The following is a 17,287-nucleotide window of genomic DNA, read 5'->3' on the forward strand; positions in this document are numbered from 1 at the left end:
TTTTATTTGGCCGCGGATGCGGCTTTGCGCACCTCGTCCATCACTTGCTCGGGCGTCATCGAGCCGCCCGCCAGCGCCTGCAAGCTGGACAGCCAGACGGCGGCGACGCGCGGTGGGTTGGCCGTATCCAGCCAGGGCATGAGGTATGAGGCGGCGTTGATATCCTTGAGGCCATCGACCACAGCCGCGCTCATGTTCGATTCCGAGGCGCCGCCGATGGTGGCGCTCGGCTGGCCATAGGGTGGCGCAGACAGCACCTGCGCATTTTCCTTGGAAGTCACGAACTTCATGAAATCGATCGCCAGCGGGATGTTCTTCGATGCCGCATTGATCATGTAGCCCTCCGGCGCGCCCTCGATCGACTTGGCGTCACCCTTTGCGCCAGCGGGCACCGGCAGCCGGAAGAATCCGAAATCGGCGGGCTTTAACGCCGACTCCGGCGTGGCGGCCTGATCGAACTCGATGATTTCCTGGTAGTACATAGCCGACTGGGCGTTGGTGAAGGCCTGGAGAGCCGAAGCATAGGATGTGCCGTTGACGCCGGCGCCATCGGTGCAGCGCTCGACAAGCTGGCTGAACTGCTTGAGTGCTGCGACGTAGCCTGGATCGCTGTATTGGGCGGTGGCCGGATCGAAGTCGCGTTCCAGCGTTGCCTGCGGCACGTTGTAGGCGAGCAGCTGGCCTGCAAAGTGGATTGCCGGCCAGGCCTCCTTGTTGCCGAAGGAGATCGGTGTCACGCCGGATTTGCGGATGGCGTCGCAGCTGGTCAGCAATTCCTCGAAAGTGCCGGGTGCCTTGAGGCTGAGCTTGGCGAAGATCTGCTTGTTGTAGCCCATGAACTTGGCATCCTGGTAAAGCGGAATGCCATAGAACTTGCCGTTGTATTGGAACGCCTTGACGGCGGCTGGAGACAGCGACTTGCCCCACTCGGTATCGGCAGCAATGACGGGCGTGAGATCAACGGCGCGATTGCCGCGCACGAAATTGCCACCCCAGCTGCCTGTCCAGGAGAAATAGATATCGGGCAGCGAGTTGGAAGCGACCAGCGTCTTGGTCTTGCCCTTCACGCTGTCGTCGCTCTCCTGGATAAGTTCGACCTTCACATCCGGATGGAGCTTCTCATAGGCCTGTGCCAGGTTGACGAAATACGGCGACAGCTGTTGCAGCCCGAACTTCGTCAGGACCGAAAGCGTGCCGGTGTATTCCACCTTGGCGTTTGGGTCGGCCGTGACAGCCGGCGAAGCGGCGGAACTGCCGCTTATCGACAACCCCAATGATGATACCGCGGCCACCGTGACCGCCACGATTTGCAGCGAACGTTTCATGGATAGCTCCTTCAGAGGTGAGAGGGGATCAATATTCCACGCGTTTGTAGTAGCGACGGGTGGTCAGCGGGTGGTTGCGCAGCACCTCGAGATGGGCGCTCAGCCGCTCGAGCAAGGTGGCGAGCAGAACCGGCGAGATCATGCCGCGGACCTTTGCGGAGATGCCCGGCAACTTGACCGAGGCCGCGTCCAGCGTGCGAACGCGGTCCGTGTAGCGCTTGGCGAAGTTCTCGACCCGGTCGGCCAGGGGCCGAAGGGCATCTTCGCCCTTGAACACGAAAACGCTGACGCCCGGCTCGACCAACTCGAGCGTACCGTGGAAGAAGTCGGCGGCGTGCACCGGGCGGGTGCGAATCCACTGCATCTCTTCGAGGATGCACATGCCGTAATAGTGTGCCTCCGGCCACACCGAGCCGGCGCCGGTGAAGATGTGATAGGTATCGTCCTTGATTGTCTGGGCCAGTTCGGCCGCCCTGTCCTCAAAGGCAGCCTTGGCGTCGGCAAGCAGATCCGGCAGCAGTTTGAGTTCGGCGACAGTGCCATCAAAATCATCATATTCGCCGCGCTCTTCCAGCAGGGCCAGGACGATCAGCAGCGTCTGCAGGTAGAAGGATTCCGACGAGGTGTCGTCTTCGGCGAAGTTCGTGAAATTGTGGTCAGCCTCCCGTGCAATTGGCGTATCCGAATGGCCGGTGAGCGAAATCGTGCGCACACCACGTTTTTTCAGAAAGGCCATGAGCTCGACGCCTTCCTTGGTCGTGCCCGACAAGGACGGGATGACCACCACGGCCTTGCTGTCGAGACCGGCGGGCGGATCGATCACGACCTGCGCCGGATAGGCACCGCTCACCGGGAAGGTGGAACAGCGCTGCGCCAACTCGATCGCGGGCAAGGTTAGAAGCTGCACGCCGCCGGTGCCCATGAAAAACAGCCGCTCGACGCCATCTGCCAGCAGTGTGCGCATCAGTGAGCGAACCTCACCTGCGACGGCGACGGCCCCGCTTTGGATCTTCACGAAGCGGTCCCTATCGAAGTTCAGCATGACGTTTTCCTTGTATTTCGCATGTTACAGGCCTCTAGCCCGCCTTAGGCGTCGGTGGGCCGTCTAGCTCGTTTCCCGATGTGAGATCGATCTCACAAGCAATAATGGGCACGCAATTTCGCCAATGGCAAGTCCTTTAGACGAAATTCTCCGAAATCGAGGGGTTTGCTCTTTTAGCGCACAGCGCGCCGGGCAACCGATCCGCGTACGATCAAGCGGGTCTGAAATCGGGTACGGCGCGGTGCAACCTTTTTGCCGGCAAGCCGCTCCAGCAGATATCTAGCGGCGAGCGGTCCGATCTCGGAGATGGGTTGCGCCACGACCGTTATCTGCGGATCGGTGAACGTGGCGAGGTTGAAGTCATCGAAGCCAACCACCGACACGTCATGCGGAATCGAGAGCCCCATTGAACGCAGGCCAAGAAGCGCGCCTTGCGTCATGAGGCTGTCCACCGTGAACAGTGCGGTGGGGCGATTGCGCCGGCTGAACAGGCGGATCGTGGCTTCGATGGCGTGCTCGACGGTCGAGCGCGATACGCCGATGAGCGCTTCATCGATTGCGATCCCATGCGAGTGGAGCGAGTTTTCGTAGCCAGCCAAGCGTTCCTGTGCCGTAAAGATGCGTGACTCGTCGCGCAAAAGACCGATCCGGTGGTGACCGTTGCCAACCAGATAGTCCACTGCCTCGCGTGCCCCGCCCTCGTTGTCGACGACGACGCTGTCGCATTGCAGGTCCTTTACCACGCGGTCGATGAGCACGATCGGTGCGCCTTCGCGGGCCAGTTGCACAATATGCTGGCTGTCGGTTGCAGACGTTGGGGCAAGGATGAAGCCGCGAATGCTGAGCGAGCGAAGGCTCTCAAGCAGTTCTTTCTCCTGTTCTACATTCTCCTCGCTGCTGGCAATCAGAAGATTGTGGCGGTGCTTGCGCAGTTCCACCTCTATGTCGTGCGCGATTCGGGCGAAGAACGGATTCTGGATATCGCCGGGCACGAAGCCTATGATCGGCAATTGTCCGCTGCGCAGCGCCTGCGCGACGAGGTTGGCCCGATAGCCCAGCCTTTCGGCTGCCTCAACCACGCGGAGCGCCGTCTCGTCGCCAACGTAACCATAGCTGTTGAGCGCCCGGGCGGCCGTGGCGCGCGACACCTTAGCCGCTGCGGCAACGTCCTTTAGTGTGATTCCTTTCTGGGCCACAGGTAACCGTCCTTCTTGGATCTGAACATTGCGTCAGATCATTCTCGGCTCGTCTTGCCGGCATCGTTGTGCGGCATATCGGACGATTCTCAAACTGCGAACATAGCTTTCGCAACTCCTTGCCACCTAATCGAGATACGCGCGCTGTTTGGCTATCTGGAAATTTGATCCACGAATGCACCTACATGTTGTGCAGTCAGTTCATTGCCTTGCACTACCAGCATACGGCAATGAGTTCACGCCATGGTCCAGGCGGCCTCCCTGGCATCGATCATAACACCGATGGAGACGACTAGGCTTGCCGCCAAACTCGTCCAGCGATTGGAGGCGAGCTTTCAAAAAAGCCAGACGCTCAAGGCCCGCTGCACGGAGAGCCACAGGCCGGGGGACTCTGTGCAAATCGGGAATCTGAGTCGCTTGCTCTGAACCGTCGGCATCATGCTGCTAACCGGTTTTGATCCTCCGGGGCTCCGCATTGGCAATAGCGACGAAAATGCTGTCGAGCAGACCCTTGTCGCGGAAGGAACTTGCCAAGCAAGGGCACCTCGGCCAAGTACGCACAACGCCCGGAGACGAAGGCGCATCCGGCAGCACCCTTTTGGGGCCAGATAGAGACTCAGAAACCCAAAGCTTTCATCTTCCCGCTATTGAAACGGAGGACTCGATCGTGACGCGTGCGCCCGACCATCGCCAACGGTAGGCTCCAAACTGATCGAAACTTCTCGTCGACCTTTGCAAGGTGATTGATCATCGGGGAGACCAAAGCCGAAACGCTGGGGTTGGTGTCTCCAGCGACGCTGAACGAAGCTTCAGGGAAAATCCCAAATCTGCCGATTTCCCTGGCGCTGTCATTGCAACGATCGAGACAATCAGGGAGACCGGACCGGAGGCACGAGAGGCCGCGTCCTTTCCGTGGGATCGCTCCTCCAAACCGTTTGTCGCAATTTAGAGATGTTGCCTTGACCCCGCACTAGCGTCTACTGCATCTGCTAGTGGGAGCGTCACGAATGGCGAGAAAGTCTGTCCGACGCAAGTCAACGATTTATGATATCGCGGTGGCGGCAAAGTTGTCCCCGACAGCGGTCAGTCTCGTCCTCAATGGCTCGTGGCAACAGCACCGGATCAAGGCGGAAACCGCAGCGACCATCCTCGATTGGGCTGAGCGGCTTGGCTATGCTGTCAACCTCAAGGCACGAGGATTGCGGCTTTCCCGATCCGGACTCGCTGGAATGATCTTGCCACATTACCGCAATCGCTTCTTCGCCGGATTGGCCGAAGCCTTTGAAGCGGAATCCCGCGTCCACCGCTTGTGCCCGATCGTCGTCAGCACCCATCGTAATCCTGATATCGAGTTGAGTGTGACGGAAACCCTGCTGGCTCAGCAGGTGGAATTTCTCTTCCTTGCAGGCGTTCGTGACCCCGATCCGCTGAATGATCTGTGCCGGGCAGCGGGCGTCCGGTGCATCAACATCGATCTGCCAGGCCGCCGGGCTCCCTCAGTTGTTTCTGACAACTACGGGGGCGCCAAGGCGCTCACAGAGATCATTGTTCAGAAATTGAAAGAACGAGGGGGCTCCACCGAAGATCTCTTCTTCTTTGGCGGGGTCAGCGATGATGACGCAACACGTAGCCGTTTGCTGGGTTTTCACGATGCGCTGGCAGCGCATGGGATTGTTACGGGCCCGGGCACGATTGACTGCTGCGGATACGCACCGACCAACGCTGCTCGGTCTCTCGCTGCACGATACGCTCAGCTTGGGCATCTGCCCTCAGGTATGTTCGTCAACGGCGTGACCGCTCTTGAAGGAACATTGCGGTTCACTTCGACACTAGCCTCAAGTGAGCTTGGACGGGTTGTTGTCGGAAGCTTCGACTGGGATCCATTCGCGGCGCATTTGCCCTTCGATGTGACCATGGTCCGACAGAATGTCGAGGTGATGATTGCTGAAGGATTTTCGCTTCTCGAGAATTATTCGATAGACCACTTTCCGCTGGTGACCGTACCGACCAGCTTTGGGCGAACCGGAGAGCATGACGGCGCCCAAGAAGATTGGGATTCGGCATCCAAATCGAGCATCGACCACTAGCAATTCTTTGTCACGAGACATCGTTGCAGAAGTTCAACTCCGTTCATCAGCACCTCGGATCTGGGTAGCACCGCCTCCACCCAAGGCTCGCGGGGGATCGCATGTCGTTTCTACGGGTGCAGCCTGAGTGCGAAAGGGCGGATCGTTTACATCAATCGAGAAATGTTTTTAGACGCTGGTGGCGTGACCGCCTTGCTAAATCTATTTAGCACCTTGACCGGCCGGCATTCAAAGTCTTTTATGGCGCGTTCTGGGAGGAATGCGGCGCCGAGTGCGTCAATGCCGTAGGGCCCAAAGGGGTGGGCCAAACAAAGCCGACATGGGCAATAGGCAACCCAAAAACTCGTCAATCAGGGAGGAACTAAATGTTAGCAAAAACTATACTCGCGGCAGCGTTCGGCGCAGCCCTTTCGGTCGCCACAATGGATGCTGCACTGGCGAAGGACATCAAGGTTGGAGTCGTCGTGAAGATCGGCGGCATTCCCTGGTTCAATGCCATGGAAACGGGAATAAAGGAAAAGTCGAAAGAGCTTGGCGACGACGGCTTCATGGTCGGGCCGACCAGCGCCGACCCGGCACTTCAGGTCCGCGCGATCGAAGACCTGATAGCTCAGGGCGTCAGCGTAATTGGCGTCGTGCCGAATGATGCAAACGTTCTCGAGCCGGTTCTAAAAAAGGCGCGCGACACGGGCATCAAGGTCATAACCCATGAATCGCCGGACCAGGTGAACGCTGATTGGGACTTCGAAATGGTCTCGGCCGTTGGTTTCGGTGAGGCCCATGCCAAACTATTTGCCGAGAAAATGGGCGGCAAAGGCAAGTACGTCGTGTACGTGGGTTCTCTTACCGTGCCCGCACACAATGCCTGGGCCGATGCTGCAATCGCCTACCTGAAGAAGAACTTTCCCGACATGCAGATGGTTGGCGACAGATATGGCGTCGCCGAGAGCGCCGATGACAGCCGAAAGACGGCTCTGGATGTGCTTGCCGCCAATCCTGACCTCGGCGGCTTCCTGACGTTCGGCAGTCAGGGACCGATCGGCGCCGGACGCGCGATCGAGGAGCAGAAGCTTGGTGACAAGGTGGTTCTTGTCGGTTCATTCTCGCCTAGCCAAGGCAGCGCAATGCTCAAGTCCGGCATTATTGACGGCGGCTACATGTGGAATCCTCTGGAAGCGGGCAAAGTATTCGTAACAATGGCTGATTTTCTGGCGGGCGGCGGTGAAATCACAGACGGCATGACGATCGAAGGTCTGGGTGTCGTTCACCCTGACTTCAAAACCGGCACCATCATCGTGGACGCTGTGCAGCCTATCACGGTCGAAACGGTCGATGGTCTTGCAGCCCTAGGGCTTTAGATGGCGGACCATGGCTGGCGTGCCGGGGTGGCAGATCAATCCCGGCACGCCCCATCCTTGTCATTTCAGAAGGGCCCGCCGTGAACCTCGTCGCGTCTACGACGCAGGACCTCCCACCGGTTCTGTCGTTTAGCAACATAAGCGTCACATTTGGTGGCGTTAGAGCCCTCCAGGATGTCGCCTTCGAGGTTCTCCCGGGCGAAGTGCAATGCATCGCCGGTGAGAACGGCAGCGGCAAGAGCACCCTGATCAAGGTAATCACCGGCGTTTGTCAGCCGCTAGCCGGCGCAAACATGTCGATCGCCGGAAAGTCTGTCGACATCATGTCGCCGGCTGCGGCGCGCAGCGCCGGGGTGGAAGTCATCTGGCAGGACCTCGCACTGTTTCCTGAAATGACAGTCGCGGAAAATATCGGGATCAGAACTGTCCTCGGCAACATGCCTCGGCTCGTCGATCATTCGCGCATTCGCGAGGTGGCGCGAGGGCTGTTGGCGCGGCTTGGCGCCGACCTCGATGTCGACGCGCCTCTGCGTAGCTTTGCAATCGCCCAACGTCAGATCGTCGCCATCGCCCGGGCGCTCGCCGGCGATGCGAAGGTTATTTTCATGGACGAGCCCACATCGTCGCTTACTCAATCGGAAACAGACCGGTTGCTCGCGATCGTTCGAACACTCTCGAATGAAGGCATGGCCATCGTCTTCGTCAGCCATCGCCTTGCAGAAGTTCTGGAGATCTCAAGTCGCGTCACCGTTCTGCGCGACGGCAAGGTCGTTGGGGTGTTCCCGACCGCCGGAATGACCCAATCACGCCTCACCGAACTAATGACCGGCAAGACTTTCGACCAAACCGTGAGCACGAGAAACCTTAGTGGATCACCCGTCGTGTTGAAGATCGATCGATTGACCCGCGCAGGCGACTATGACGACGTTTCGCTGACAATACGGCGAGGTGAAACGCTTGGCCTGACCGGGCTACTCGGCGCCGGTCGCACAGAACTCGCGCTTTCTATTTTCGGCATGCTGCGCCCAGACGGCGGCAGCATCGCACTTAACGGGACGGTTCTTCATCTGAACTCCAACCGCGACGCAATCCGCGCGGGTATTGGATATCTCTCCGAAGACCGCTTGTCCCTTGGTCTCATACAAGCTCAGTCCATCGCCGACAACGCCGTTATCCCGGTGCTCGACAAGATCCTTGATCGAGGGCTGATCTCCTCGGAGAAGAAGGACGCGCTCGTCAATCATTGGATCGAGGAATTGGCGATAAAAGTCGGGCGGCAGACCGATGCGATTTCCACGCTCTCGGGCGGCAACCAGCAAAGGGTGGCCATCGCCAAATGGCTGGCGGTCGGCCTGAAACTGATCATTCTTGATTCGCCAACCGTGGGGGTGGACGTTGGCGCGCGGGCCGGCATCTTCGAGATTGTCGCCAAGCTCGCTGCCGAAGGCCTGGCGATTCTGCTGATATCCGATGAAGTGCCGGAGGTCTATTTCAACGCCGATCGTATCCTTCATATGGCTGCGGGCAAGATAGTCGCCGAATACGATCCGCACGCCATCCCGCTCGGTGACCTGGAAGCTGCCGTCTATGCGTAACCGCGGCAAGCTCTTCCGGGCTCATCCCACCGAGACATGGCTCGTTGTGGTTCTTCTCATCATGAGCGCAGGTCTCTCGGTTGCGAGCGACAAATTCTTCACCATTGCCAATCTCTTCAACCTGCTCAACACAAGCTCGACAAATCTGATCTTCGCGGTTGGGCTGCTGGTGGTGTTGATCGCGGGAGGCATCGACATCTCCTTCGCTGTGGCCGCGTCAGTGGTTCAATACGTCGTGGCGCTGGCTCTAGCCCAAATGGGAGGTGGTGATTGGTTCATCGGCCTCACCTTGGCGGCAATTGTCGGGATCACCCTGGGTGCGGTGAACGCCGGCCTCATCTACTATTTCCAGATCATTTCAATCGTTGTCACCATCGCCACCTTCAATATTTTTTTCGGCCTTCTGATGTTCTTCACGCACGGTGTATCGATCTACAATCTGCCTGCATGGTGGACGCATCGCACTGTGCTTTTCGAGTTCCAACAGGCGAATGGCAATTGGGCCGAGCTAACACTGCCGGTTGCGATCATGGCGGTCTGCGTCGCCGCCACCTGGGGGCTTATCCGGTATACCACCACGGGACGGCAGCTATACGCTTTTGGCGATAACCCGGAGGGCGCCCGTCGCCTCGGTATCAACATCGCGGCGATGCACTTCATTGCCTTCGGCTGGCTTGGTTTGATGGCCGGGATCGCGGGACTTGTGCAGGTGCACTATTCCCAGGAAATCGTGCCCAACGCATTGGTGGGGCGCGAGCTGGACGTGCTGGCAGCTGTTGTCCTTGGCGGTGCCAGGCTGGGTGGCGGGCGCGGCACCGTGCTCGGTTGCATCCTTGGCGTGTTTCTTGTGTCGGTGACGCAAAACGGGCTGAACCTCCTCGGCATCTCTCCCTATGCTTTCAAGATGATCGTCGGGGCGATCATCTTGATTGCCATCACGCTGTCCAACGCGCCGCTCGGGCATATCCTCGCGGGCTTGCGGCAGAGGATGGGTACATGACGCAGCGCGTGCTCGAAACTGGAGCGCTACGGCACGGATTCTTGCGCCGTCTTGCCGGCACGTTGGGCGCCGAGAATATCGGACTTTTGCTGGCATTGATTTTGGTGATTGCATTCTTCGGATCTCTCTCGCCGCGATTCCTGTCCAAAGCTACCTTTGAATCGGTGGCCTTCCAGTTGCCTGAACTTGGACTGCTTACGCTCGCGATGTTGATGCCGATCATCTCGGGCGGCATCAATCTCGCCGTGACGTTCACGGCCAATCTCTGTGGCCTCACGCTCGCCTGGGTTCTTCAGGCCAACGGAGGACCGGACGCAAGCATCTATGCCTTTCTACTCGGTTCCGTTCTTGCGGTCGGCGTTGGCACGGCAAGCGGCTTGGTCATGGGCCCGGTGATAGCCTATACCGGCGCGCACCCCATCCTCGTTTCGCTCTCGGTGATGATTTTCCTGCGCGGCCTTGGCGAGTTTCTGACCCGCGGCGCCGATATTTCGGGCTTTCCCGAATTCATCCAGCCCCTGGGCCACGGCAGCATCGTCGGCATTCCTGTCCCGCTGCTGATACTGCTCGGCGCAGTCATCGTCTGGCATGTTTTGATGACCCGAACCAGGCTTGGCTTTTCAAACTATATGGTCGGCTCCAACATCGAGGCGACGCGCTATTCCGGCATCTCGACGCGACGCGTGATCATTCTGATCTACGCGCTGTCTGGCGCCATGTGTGCGTTGGCCGGCATTATCATGATGGCACGATTCAATTCCGTCCGTGTCGGCCATGGCGAGTCCTATGTGCTGATTACGGTGCTTGCCTGCTTTTTGGGCGGGGTGAATCCGTTTGGCGGCTTCGGCAAGGTCGTTTCGGTCTTCCTAGCCCTCATCGTTTTGCAGTTGCTTTCTTCGGGACTGAATCTCTTGGGCGCCAGCCAGCACCTGGCCACAGCCATTTGGGGCATCATGCTGATCGGCGTCATGATCTTGCGGTGGGCTGCCGGGCAGCTCAATTTCATGAGGATAACACGATGAAGGGTTTTGGCGTTCATACGAGCATGTGGACGAGTGGTTGGTCCGTAGAGGGCGCCGAGCACACTGTAGCGGCGGTGAAAAAATACGATCTCGATTTCATTGAAATTTCGCTGGCCGATCCATTTTCTTGCGATGCCGATCACACCCGCAAGCTGCTGGCGGCAAATGGCATGCAGGCGGTGTGCTCGCTAGGGTTGCCCGAATATGCGTGGGCATCGCGCCACCCACAGGAGGCGATTGACTTTCTCAAGGTGGCTATCGACAAGACGGCCGACATCGGAGCCCAGGCGCTATGCGGCGTAATCTATGGCGGCATCGGCGAGCGTACTGGCGTGCCACCTACGCAGGACGAACTTGATAACATTGCAAAAGTGATGACGTCCGCCGCCGCGCAAGCCAAGTCTCGCGGCATCGAACTCGGTGTTGAAGCCGTGAACCGCTACGAGAACCACATCATCAACACCGCGGCTCAGGCGGTGGCACTAATCGAGAGAGTCGGCGCCGACAATATGTTCGTGCACCTTGATACCTATCACATGAACATAGAGGAGAAAGGTATGGGCAAACGGTATTATCGTCGCCCGCGATTACCTCAAATATATCCACCTCTCCGAGTCTGATCGCGGCACCCCAGGCGAGGGCAATTGCAATTGGGATGAGACGTTCGCAACGCTGGCCGCGATCGGCTTCAAGGGCGGGCTCGCGATGGAGAGCTTCATCAACATGGATCCGCGTCTGGCCTTTGGCCTCAGCGTGTGGCGTCCGGTGGCCGAGAGTGAAGCGGTTGTAATGGGCAACGGTCTGCCGTTCTTGCGCAACAAGGCACGGCAGTACGGGCTGATCGCATAAGTTACATCGCCATGCGAGATCGAAACTCGGCACATCATGAGCCGACTGCATCGACATTGCGGCGACTGCCTTCGAAGCAGGAGCCGCTCGAGAGGCAATATTGCGGCGTTTTAGATCCCGGCCTTCGGCTGCCCCCCGGGCGCAAGCAGCCAACCGGTCGGCGATCGCAACTGCCGTGAACAACCTATTTCACCGGCTCGGGCATCACAGCCTACCTTCGGCGGTTGCGAGCCGGCCCCGCATCAATTCGCGGCGCTTTCGAAACTCTGTGTATTCCTGGTCGGCCAGTACCCCGATCTGGATCACCGATCCACTCACGGCAAAGTTGAGTGAGGAGGGAATGCCTAGAAGATTGACAAGGTTCTGAAGCACCTGCAGCAAGATCGTTCCAAGCACCACACCAATGATTGAGCCTTCCCCGCCCCGCAACGAGAACCCTCCAAGGACGGCGGCGGCGATCGCGTAGAGCTCGTAGAAATTGCCGTGCGAGCTTGGCAGGATCGAGCGTGTGTACATTGCGAGAAAGATGGATGACAGCGCCGTCAGCCCGGCGCAGATCACATAGGCGCAGATGATAACCCGGCCGGTACGGATTCCCGAAAACCGCGCGGCCTCTTCATTTTTGCCGACGGCGTAGAGGTATAGTCCGAAGGCGGTACGGTGCAGAACGACCAACATCACCGCCGCCAGGACAAGCAGGAAGACAAAAGAATGAGGAATGGGAATGGAGGTAGGCATTGTTGGTAAGAACCGAAACCAGATCGGTGCGACCGGTGGTGAGATATTCCAGATCCTCGAAGCGGGTTTCGTAGGGAAAGCCTGCCGTCGCATCTTGGTGTTGCCCTGCTGCTCGCCGGCATGAAGATCGCCCGCACCATCCTGCATCAACCGGCCCTGCAGGCGGTGATCGCCGAGGAGCTGTCGCCGGGCGGGGCCGCCGACCTTTCCGATCAGTCCATAACAGACCACATCCTCGAACACGCCAAGACGGTTTATCACCCCTGCGGCACCTGCCGGATGGGCACCGATGACCAGGCGGTGGTCGACCCGCAATTGCGCGTGCGCGGCGTGCCGCGCCTACGCATCTGCGACGCCTCGATCATGCCGCGTCTCATCAGCGGCAACACCAACGCGCCGGTGATCATGATCGCCGATCGGTGCGCCGATTTCATCCTCGGCAGCGCTTAGCGAGAAACAGGCAGCCCAGAGAAATCCAGGCTGTTTTGAGACGGTGTATCTGTCCAGCGCATGCAGCGACTTGTCGCGACCGAAACCGGACAGCTTGACGCCGCCGGGCGGCACGGTGATGTCGGCGCCGCCATACATTGCATAGGTCCTATCAAATCGAGACTGGGATAGCGATGCCAACGCGCTGCTGTTGGCCGCCAGAAAGCTGGTGCGGATACGCCTGGAGAAATTCAGGCGATGCAGGCAGCTTCACCAGACGCAGCAGTTCCAGCAGCATCCATGACGGCGCCGAAGTCGCGCCCGGCTTCCAGATCATCGCTGAGCCGGCCACACGCCCGGCCACTCGGTCTACCTCGCAAACTACGGCAAGGAACAGCGCATGATTTCGGCCGACACGATGTATGTGCCAGCGCTGCTGGCGCCGCATCCGGAGTGGCAAGGCAGCTACGACCAGGACGGGCCGATGGCGATCACCACGCGGCACAAGCTGATCGATCGCGTGATCGCCGACAACATCCGGATCTCGGGCGGGGGCTCTCAGAGAGGTTCCTGCTATTGCTGCTGCAGGCCGGTGATCATGGCAATGATCTCGTTCTTATCGGTCTTCGCGGTCTCGCGAATTCCAATCTGCTTGCCACGCCTGAGAACACAGATGCGGTCGGAGAGCTTGAAGACCTGGTCGAGGCTGTGGCTGATGATCAGGATGCCGACATTGCGCTGCTTCAGAGACTGGACGATAGACTCCACCCGGGCGGTTTCGGCAACGCCCAGCGCCGCCGTCGGCTCATCCAGCAGGATCAGCTTGCTTGCCCAATGCGTGGCGCGCGCGATCGCAACGCCCTGGCGCTGGCCGCCGGAGAGATCGCGGATAGTGGCGTGGGCGGAGGGGATGCGCACGTCCAGTTCCTTCACCAGTTTCTCGGTCTCGTCGATCATGCGGCGGCGGTCGAGCAAACCGAGGCGGTTCAGCGGCTCGCGGCCGAGGAACATGTTCATGTAGACCGTCTGCTGGTCGGCCAGCGCCAGGTCCTGGTAGACGACCTCGATGCCGTGCGCGCGCCCCATGGTGGCATTCGACATCGTCACCGGTTTTCCTTCGATGACGATGGTGCCGGACGAGGGCGGGTGGACGCCCGAGACGATCTTGACCAGCGTCGACTTTCCGGCGCCGTTGTCGCCGACGAGTGCAACGATCTCGCCCGGGAAAACCTCGAGCGAAAAACTCTCGATCGCGGTGATGCCGCCGAAATTCTTGCGAATGTCGTGCAGCTGAAGGATGGGCGCGCTCACCGTCATGTGTTTCTCCTAGACTGGCCAGGCATAGGGTTCACCGAAGCCGTTCTCGATGGTTTCCACTCTCGGATTGTCCGTCGAAATGCCCGACACGCCGACAATATGGGCGCGGGTGACGAAGGCCTGGCCACGGAAGCCGAACACGGCGCTGTCGCCAGGCTTCGGCGCGTTCGCGCCGGCGGCATCGATCATGGCGTAATAGTCGATCGCCGAGGGCGGCGGCACCTCGACGCTGCGCAGTGCCGAGCCTGCCGTCGTCGGTTCAGCCGAGACGATCGCCTTGACGTCGTAGTCGGGGAAGATCGGATCGATGTAGAAGCCGCCGCCAAGGCAATAGGCCTTGCCGCCGGAGAGATGCGAGACCTCGGTGAGATAGAGCACCGCCGGCAGCTCCGGCAAATCTTCCATGACATGCAGCGCGGTGGTGCCATGCAGTCCATTGCCGGGCTCGCACTGCGTCGCGCCGGCCTCGGCGAGTGCCGCCAGCATGACGCTGGAGGTGGTGCCCGGCGCGTTGATCTCAATGTCCTTGCGGCCTGCCTTGGCCAGCGCTTCCGCAGCTTTCGCGAGCGTCGCCAGATTGGGGGTCGGCAGCACTTTTCGCGAAGCATGGTCGAACAGCAGAGCAGGGAAAGTGGTGATGCCGGCGAAACGGCCGCCTTCGACGGCATCCAGCCGGTCGGCGACATCGATAATGTCGGCGGCATTGAAACCGCCTTCATGGCCGCGATAGAAGGTATCGCCTTCGGCGGCGATGCGGGCCAGCAGATGCTGCACATAGCCGGCCGCCTTGGCGCCTGTTGCCGCTTCCCCAGCCTTGGTATCATTGAACACGGTCCAGTAGTCCGGCTTGAAGGTTTTCGCCGCAGCCGCCGCTTCGAATTTTGCGACCTGCTGGAGATGGCCGAGATGGCCAAGCTTCATGCCTGCCTTGTGGGTGGCGCGGGCGCAAGCCATGTCGACGGCGACCGCGCGGTCAATGCCGCCGCGCATCACAGCCCGGCAGAACGACGAGGAGCGGCCGACCTGCTTGGTCATGGCGAAGATCTTCAGGCCGTTGCGGTTGGCCTCGCTCTTGAGAACCCGCGCATTGGCCTCAACCGTGTCGAGATCGAGCACATAAGCATTGGCCGGCAGCTTACCTTGCTGGTGCAACCGGATAGCTGATTCGATGAAGGCGGGGTTGCGGCGGCGCAAAATGTCGAGAAACATGGATGGCTTCCTTCAGCGGTTCTTTTCGCGCAGCGACACGGCGACTGCGGTCAGGATGATGAGGCCACGCACGATCATCTGGTCGGAGACCGACAGGCCCATCAGGATCAGGCCGTTGTTGAGCATGCCCATCATCAACGAGCCGACCAGCGCGCCGACCACGGAGCCCTTGCCGCCATTGAGCAGCGTGCCGCCGACGATGACGGCGGCGATGACCGTCATCAAGTCGGTTTCGCCGAGAGTATATTTTGCCGCCTGCAGGCGACCGGCATAGAGCAAGCCGGCAAGACCGGCGAGCCCGCCGCTGATGGTCAGCACGGCGAGCCTGATCCTGGGCACGCTGATGCCCGATACGCTTGCGGCGCGGGCATTGTCGCCGGTCGCCAGCACATGCGCGCCGAAACGGGTCTCGCGGAACACCAGGTGGCCGATGGCCACGGCAATCACCGACCACCAGACGAGTGAGGGGACACCGAGCAGCGAGCCGGAACCGAAGAAGCCGGTGAACGCTTCGTTGGTCAGCGAGATCGAGCGAAGGTCTGTCATCGAACGCGAAACGCCGGCGAACAGGCCGAGCGTCGCCAGCGTCACCAGGAAAGAGGGCAGCCTGACATACGCCACCAGCACGCCGTTGATGGCGCCGATCAGCAGGCCGGCGCCGAGGCCGGCGACTATCCCTGCCGGCATGCCGTACGCGTTGATGGTGACGGCGGCTGCAAGGGCCGCCACCGCCACGATCGAGCCGATCGACAAATCTATTTCGCCGGCCGACATGACGAAGACCAGGCCGATGGCCATGATCGTCACCGGCGTCGTCTGCAACACGATGTTCGATAAATTCCGGACGGTGAGGAAGCCGCTGTCCCGCAGCACAATTGCGAAGAACAGAAAGATCGCCAGGAAACCGAGGTAGACGACATATTGCTGCAGATTGAAGCGGCTGGCGAAGCTGCCACCGGCACTGGTGTTGGCACTGGACATTTTATCCCTCCGGTGGTGAGCGCTTCGCCTCGAGCCTATTTCACCGCGTCCGCGATGGCCGCCGGTACGTCCCTGTTGAGGGACTTCTTCCAACCGTCCTTCACCGTGTCCTTGGTGACGGCGATGGAATCTACGGCATAGAATGGTTCGGCCTTCTTGCCGACCAGCGAACCTGCCGAGGCGCGCGCCAGCGTCACGCCAATGCTGTAGGCCTCGTCGGCGACGAGGGCCGCGATGTTGCCGCCCTTGACCATGTCGAGCGCGGCAGGCTCGTTGAGGTCGAGCGTGACAATCTTGGTGTGTGTGTTGCCGGCACCGCGCAAGGCCGAAAGCACGCTCAGCGCCGGTTCGGCCCAGGTGACATAGATGCCGTCCAGGTCCGGATGCTGGGTGATCATCGCCTGGGCGATGTCTTCGCTGCGCGCCGGGTCGGCCATGCCGGCCTCGGCCTCGATCTTCATATCGGGATAGTCCTGCTCGATGGTCTTCTTGAAGGCCTGGTCGCGCTGGTTGGTGACGTAGAAGTCGGCATCGTGGAAGATGTAGCCGACCTTGCCTTTCTTGCCGAGCGCCTCGGCCATGGCGATGCCGGCCTTGTTGCCCATCTGAAAGAGATCGTCGGAGACGATGGCGACATAGTCCCTGCCCTGCTTGTAGCCGGCCGGGGAATTGTCGACGAAGCCGAGCTTGACGCCGGCCTGGCGTGCCGGATCGTAGACCGAAGCTGCGGTCGCCGGATCGACGGGAAGCGACAGGATGATCGACGGCTTTTTGGCCATCACCGTCTCGATATCGGCCTTCTGTCGCGCGGCGTCGAAACCGGCATCGGTCTGCGCCACCACCTCGATGCCGAGGCGCTTGAATTCGTCATGGGCGCCGGCGTTGACGGCGTTGGTGTATTCGCTCATCTCGTGCCAGACGAGGGCGGCGGTGAACTTGCCGTCCTTGATCTGCTGCTCTTCGGCTGGCGTCAGCGTAAGACTGCTCGCCGGCACCGGCTTTTCACCATTCGGTCCTGTGGTGACGCCTTCAGCGGCGAAGGCGTGCATGGCTAGCAGGCTCGCCACTGTCGTTATGATTACAGATGCTTTGCGCATGTCCCGGGTTCCCTTTTTGTTTGTGTCGAAGAAAAGCTCCGG

14 protein-coding genes and 3 pseudogenes are annotated in these 17,287 nt (G+C 60.0%); 8 read left to right on the plus strand and 9 right to left on the minus strand.

The window, feature by feature from the left end; translation table 11 throughout:
* Nucleotides 1-2: 2 nt before the first annotated feature.
* From NL532_RS28150 to NL532_RS28160, 3 genes are all read right to left on the minus strand, one after another.
* A complete protein-coding gene (locus NL532_RS28150; protein ID WP_023815126.1) occupies nucleotides 3-1,325 on the minus strand; it encodes an ABC transporter substrate-binding protein in 1,323 nt (440 codons plus the stop codon).
* A 28-nt stretch (nucleotides 1,326-1,353) separates the two neighbouring features.
* The gene (locus NL532_RS28155; protein ID WP_023729125.1) at nucleotides 1,354-2,367 is read right to left on the minus strand and encodes an SIS domain-containing protein; all 1,014 of its coding nucleotides are present in this window, start codon (nucleotides 2,365-2,367) and stop codon (nucleotides 1,354-1,356) included.
* A gap of 173 nt (nucleotides 2,368-2,540) precedes the next feature.
* On the minus strand, nucleotides 2,541-3,563 hold the full coding sequence (locus NL532_RS28160; protein WP_023667745.1) for a LacI family DNA-binding transcriptional regulator: 1,023 nt from the start codon (nucleotides 3,561-3,563) through the stop codon (nucleotides 2,541-2,543).
* A 1,007-nt stretch (nucleotides 3,564-4,570) separates the two neighbouring features.
* Between NL532_RS28160 and NL532_RS28165 the strand changes: the two genes are divergently transcribed.
* The 6 genes and pseudogenes from NL532_RS28165 (at nucleotide 4,571) to NL532_RS28190 (ending at nucleotide 11,474) form a co-directional block, all read left to right on the plus strand.
* Nucleotides 4,571-5,650, plus strand: coding sequence for a LacI family DNA-binding transcriptional regulator (locus NL532_RS28165; RefSeq protein WP_023827941.1), 1,080 nt, complete (start codon nucleotides 4,571-4,573; stop codon nucleotides 5,648-5,650).
* Nucleotides 5,651-6,015: 365 nt separating this feature from the next.
* Nucleotides 6,016-7,008: a substrate-binding domain-containing protein gene (locus tag NL532_RS28170; RefSeq protein WP_023735711.1), complete on the plus strand. Its 993-nt coding sequence runs from the start codon at nucleotides 6,016-6,018 to the stop codon at nucleotides 7,006-7,008.
* 80 nt (nucleotides 7,009-7,088) lie between these two features.
* Nucleotides 7,089-8,603, plus strand: coding sequence for a sugar ABC transporter ATP-binding protein (locus tag NL532_RS28175; protein ID WP_023827940.1), 1,515 nt, complete (start codon nucleotides 7,089-7,091; stop codon nucleotides 8,601-8,603).
* Nucleotides 8,596-9,603, plus strand: coding sequence for an ABC transporter permease (locus NL532_RS28180; RefSeq protein WP_023827939.1), 1,008 nt, complete (start codon nucleotides 8,596-8,598; stop codon nucleotides 9,601-9,603). The genes NL532_RS28175 and NL532_RS28180 overlap by 8 nt, the downstream gene beginning before the upstream one ends.
* Nucleotides 9,600-10,625, plus strand: a complete 1,026-nt coding sequence (locus NL532_RS28185; protein WP_023667740.1) for an ABC transporter permease — start codon at nucleotides 9,600-9,602, stop codon at nucleotides 10,623-10,625. The genes NL532_RS28180 and NL532_RS28185 overlap by 4 nt, the downstream gene beginning before the upstream one ends.
* Nucleotides 10,622-11,474: pseudogene (locus tag NL532_RS28190) on the plus strand (sugar phosphate isomerase/epimerase family protein). Before NL532_RS28185 ends, NL532_RS28190 begins: the two are co-directional and overlap by 4 nt.
* 204 nt (nucleotides 11,475-11,678) lie before the next feature.
* On the opposite strand, the gene NL532_RS28195 reads toward NL532_RS28190, so the two are convergent.
* A complete protein-coding gene (locus NL532_RS28195; RefSeq protein ID WP_155923721.1) occupies nucleotides 11,679-12,359 on the minus strand; it encodes an ABC transporter permease in 681 nt (226 codons plus the stop codon).
* On the opposite strand from NL532_RS28195, the gene NL532_RS28200 reads away from it, so the two are divergent.
* Entirely contained in the window at nucleotides 12,333-12,662 is a 330-nt protein-coding gene (locus tag NL532_RS28200) for a GMC oxidoreductase (RefSeq protein ID WP_023827938.1), read from the plus strand. The two genes, NL532_RS28195 and NL532_RS28200, sit on opposite strands and share 27 nt — an antisense overlap.
* A 166-nt stretch (nucleotides 12,663-12,828) precedes the next feature.
* Here the strand turns inward: NL532_RS28200 and NL532_RS28205 are convergent.
* A pseudogene (locus tag NL532_RS28205) lies at nucleotides 12,829-12,933 on the minus strand (peptide ABC transporter ATP-binding protein); the annotation flags it as partial.
* A gap of 4 nt (nucleotides 12,934-12,937) precedes the next feature.
* Here NL532_RS28205 and NL532_RS28210 point away from each other — a divergent pair.
* A pseudogene (locus NL532_RS28210) lies at nucleotides 12,938-13,191 on the plus strand (MBL fold metallo-hydrolase); the annotation flags it as partial.
* Nucleotides 13,192-13,214: 23 nt separating this feature from the next.
* Here NL532_RS28210 and NL532_RS28215 read toward each other — a convergent pair.
* Genes NL532_RS28215 through NL532_RS28230 form a run of 4 tightly spaced genes read right to left on the minus strand, consistent with a single transcriptional unit; the run spans nucleotide 13,215 to nucleotide 17,245 of the window.
* Nucleotides 13,215-13,958: an ATP-binding cassette domain-containing protein gene (locus tag NL532_RS28215; protein ID WP_023681808.1), complete on the minus strand. Its 744-nt coding sequence runs from the start codon at nucleotides 13,956-13,958 to the stop codon at nucleotides 13,215-13,217.
* Nucleotides 13,959-13,967: 9 nt separating this feature from the next.
* The gene (locus NL532_RS28220; RefSeq protein ID WP_023827937.1) at nucleotides 13,968-15,167 is read right to left on the minus strand and encodes an alanine racemase; all 1,200 of its coding nucleotides are present in this window, start codon (nucleotides 15,165-15,167) and stop codon (nucleotides 13,968-13,970) included.
* A gap of 12 nt (nucleotides 15,168-15,179) precedes the next feature.
* Nucleotides 15,180-16,148 carry an ABC transporter permease gene (locus NL532_RS28225; RefSeq protein WP_023827936.1) on the minus strand — a complete coding sequence of 323 codons (969 nt, stop codon included), beginning with the start codon at nucleotides 16,146-16,148 and terminating at the stop codon, nucleotides 15,180-15,182.
* 35 nt (nucleotides 16,149-16,183) lie between these two features.
* The gene (locus tag NL532_RS28230; RefSeq protein ID WP_023827935.1) at nucleotides 16,184-17,245 is read right to left on the minus strand and encodes a substrate-binding domain-containing protein; all 1,062 of its coding nucleotides are present in this window, start codon (nucleotides 17,243-17,245) and stop codon (nucleotides 16,184-16,186) included.
* Nucleotides 17,246-17,287: the final 42 nt, after the last annotated feature.

The organism is Mesorhizobium sp. C120A (genome assembly GCF_030323105.1).
In the GTDB taxonomy this organism is placed as follows: Bacteria; Pseudomonadota; Alphaproteobacteria; order Rhizobiales; family Rhizobiaceae; genus Mesorhizobium.

Excerpts from the sequence above, each read along its gene's own strand:
- NL532_RS28150 (WP_023815126.1), bottom strand. The coding sequence starts at position 1,325 with ATGAAACGTTCGCTGCAAATCGTGGCGGTCACGGTGGCCGCGGTATCA.
- NL532_RS28155 (WP_023729125.1), bottom strand. The coding sequence starts at position 2,367 with ATGCTGAACTTCGATAGGGACCGCTTCGTGAAGATCCAAAGCGGGGCC.
- NL532_RS28165 (WP_023827941.1), top strand. The coding sequence starts at position 4,571 with ATGGCGAGAAAGTCTGTCCGACGCAAGTCAACGATTTATGATATCGCG.
- NL532_RS28170 (WP_023735711.1), top strand. The coding sequence starts at position 6,016 with ATGTTAGCAAAAACTATACTCGCGGCAGCGTTCGGCGCAGCCCTTTCG.
- NL532_RS28180 (WP_023827939.1), top strand. The coding sequence starts at position 8,596 with ATGCGTAACCGCGGCAAGCTCTTCCGGGCTCATCCCACCGAGACATGG.
- NL532_RS28185 (WP_023667740.1), top strand. The coding sequence starts at position 9,600 with ATGACGCAGCGCGTGCTCGAAACTGGAGCGCTACGGCACGGATTCTTG.
- NL532_RS28200 (WP_023827938.1), top strand. The coding sequence starts at position 12,333 with ATGAAGATCGCCCGCACCATCCTGCATCAACCGGCCCTGCAGGCGGTG.
- NL532_RS28195 (WP_155923721.1), bottom strand. The coding sequence starts at position 12,359 with ATGCAGGATGGTGCGGGCGATCTTCATGCCGGCGAGCAGCAGGGCAAC.
- NL532_RS28215 (WP_023681808.1), bottom strand. The coding sequence starts at position 13,958 with ATGACGGTGAGCGCGCCCATCCTTCAGCTGCACGACATTCGCAAGAAT.
- NL532_RS28220 (WP_023827937.1), bottom strand. The coding sequence starts at position 15,167 with ATGTTTCTCGACATTTTGCGCCGCCGCAACCCCGCCTTCATCGAATCA.
- NL532_RS28225 (WP_023827936.1), bottom strand. The coding sequence starts at position 16,148 with ATGTCCAGTGCCAACACCAGTGCCGGTGGCAGCTTCGCCAGCCGCTTC.
- NL532_RS28230 (WP_023827935.1), bottom strand. The coding sequence starts at position 17,245 with ATGCGCAAAGCATCTGTAATCATAACGACAGTGGCGAGCCTGCTAGCC.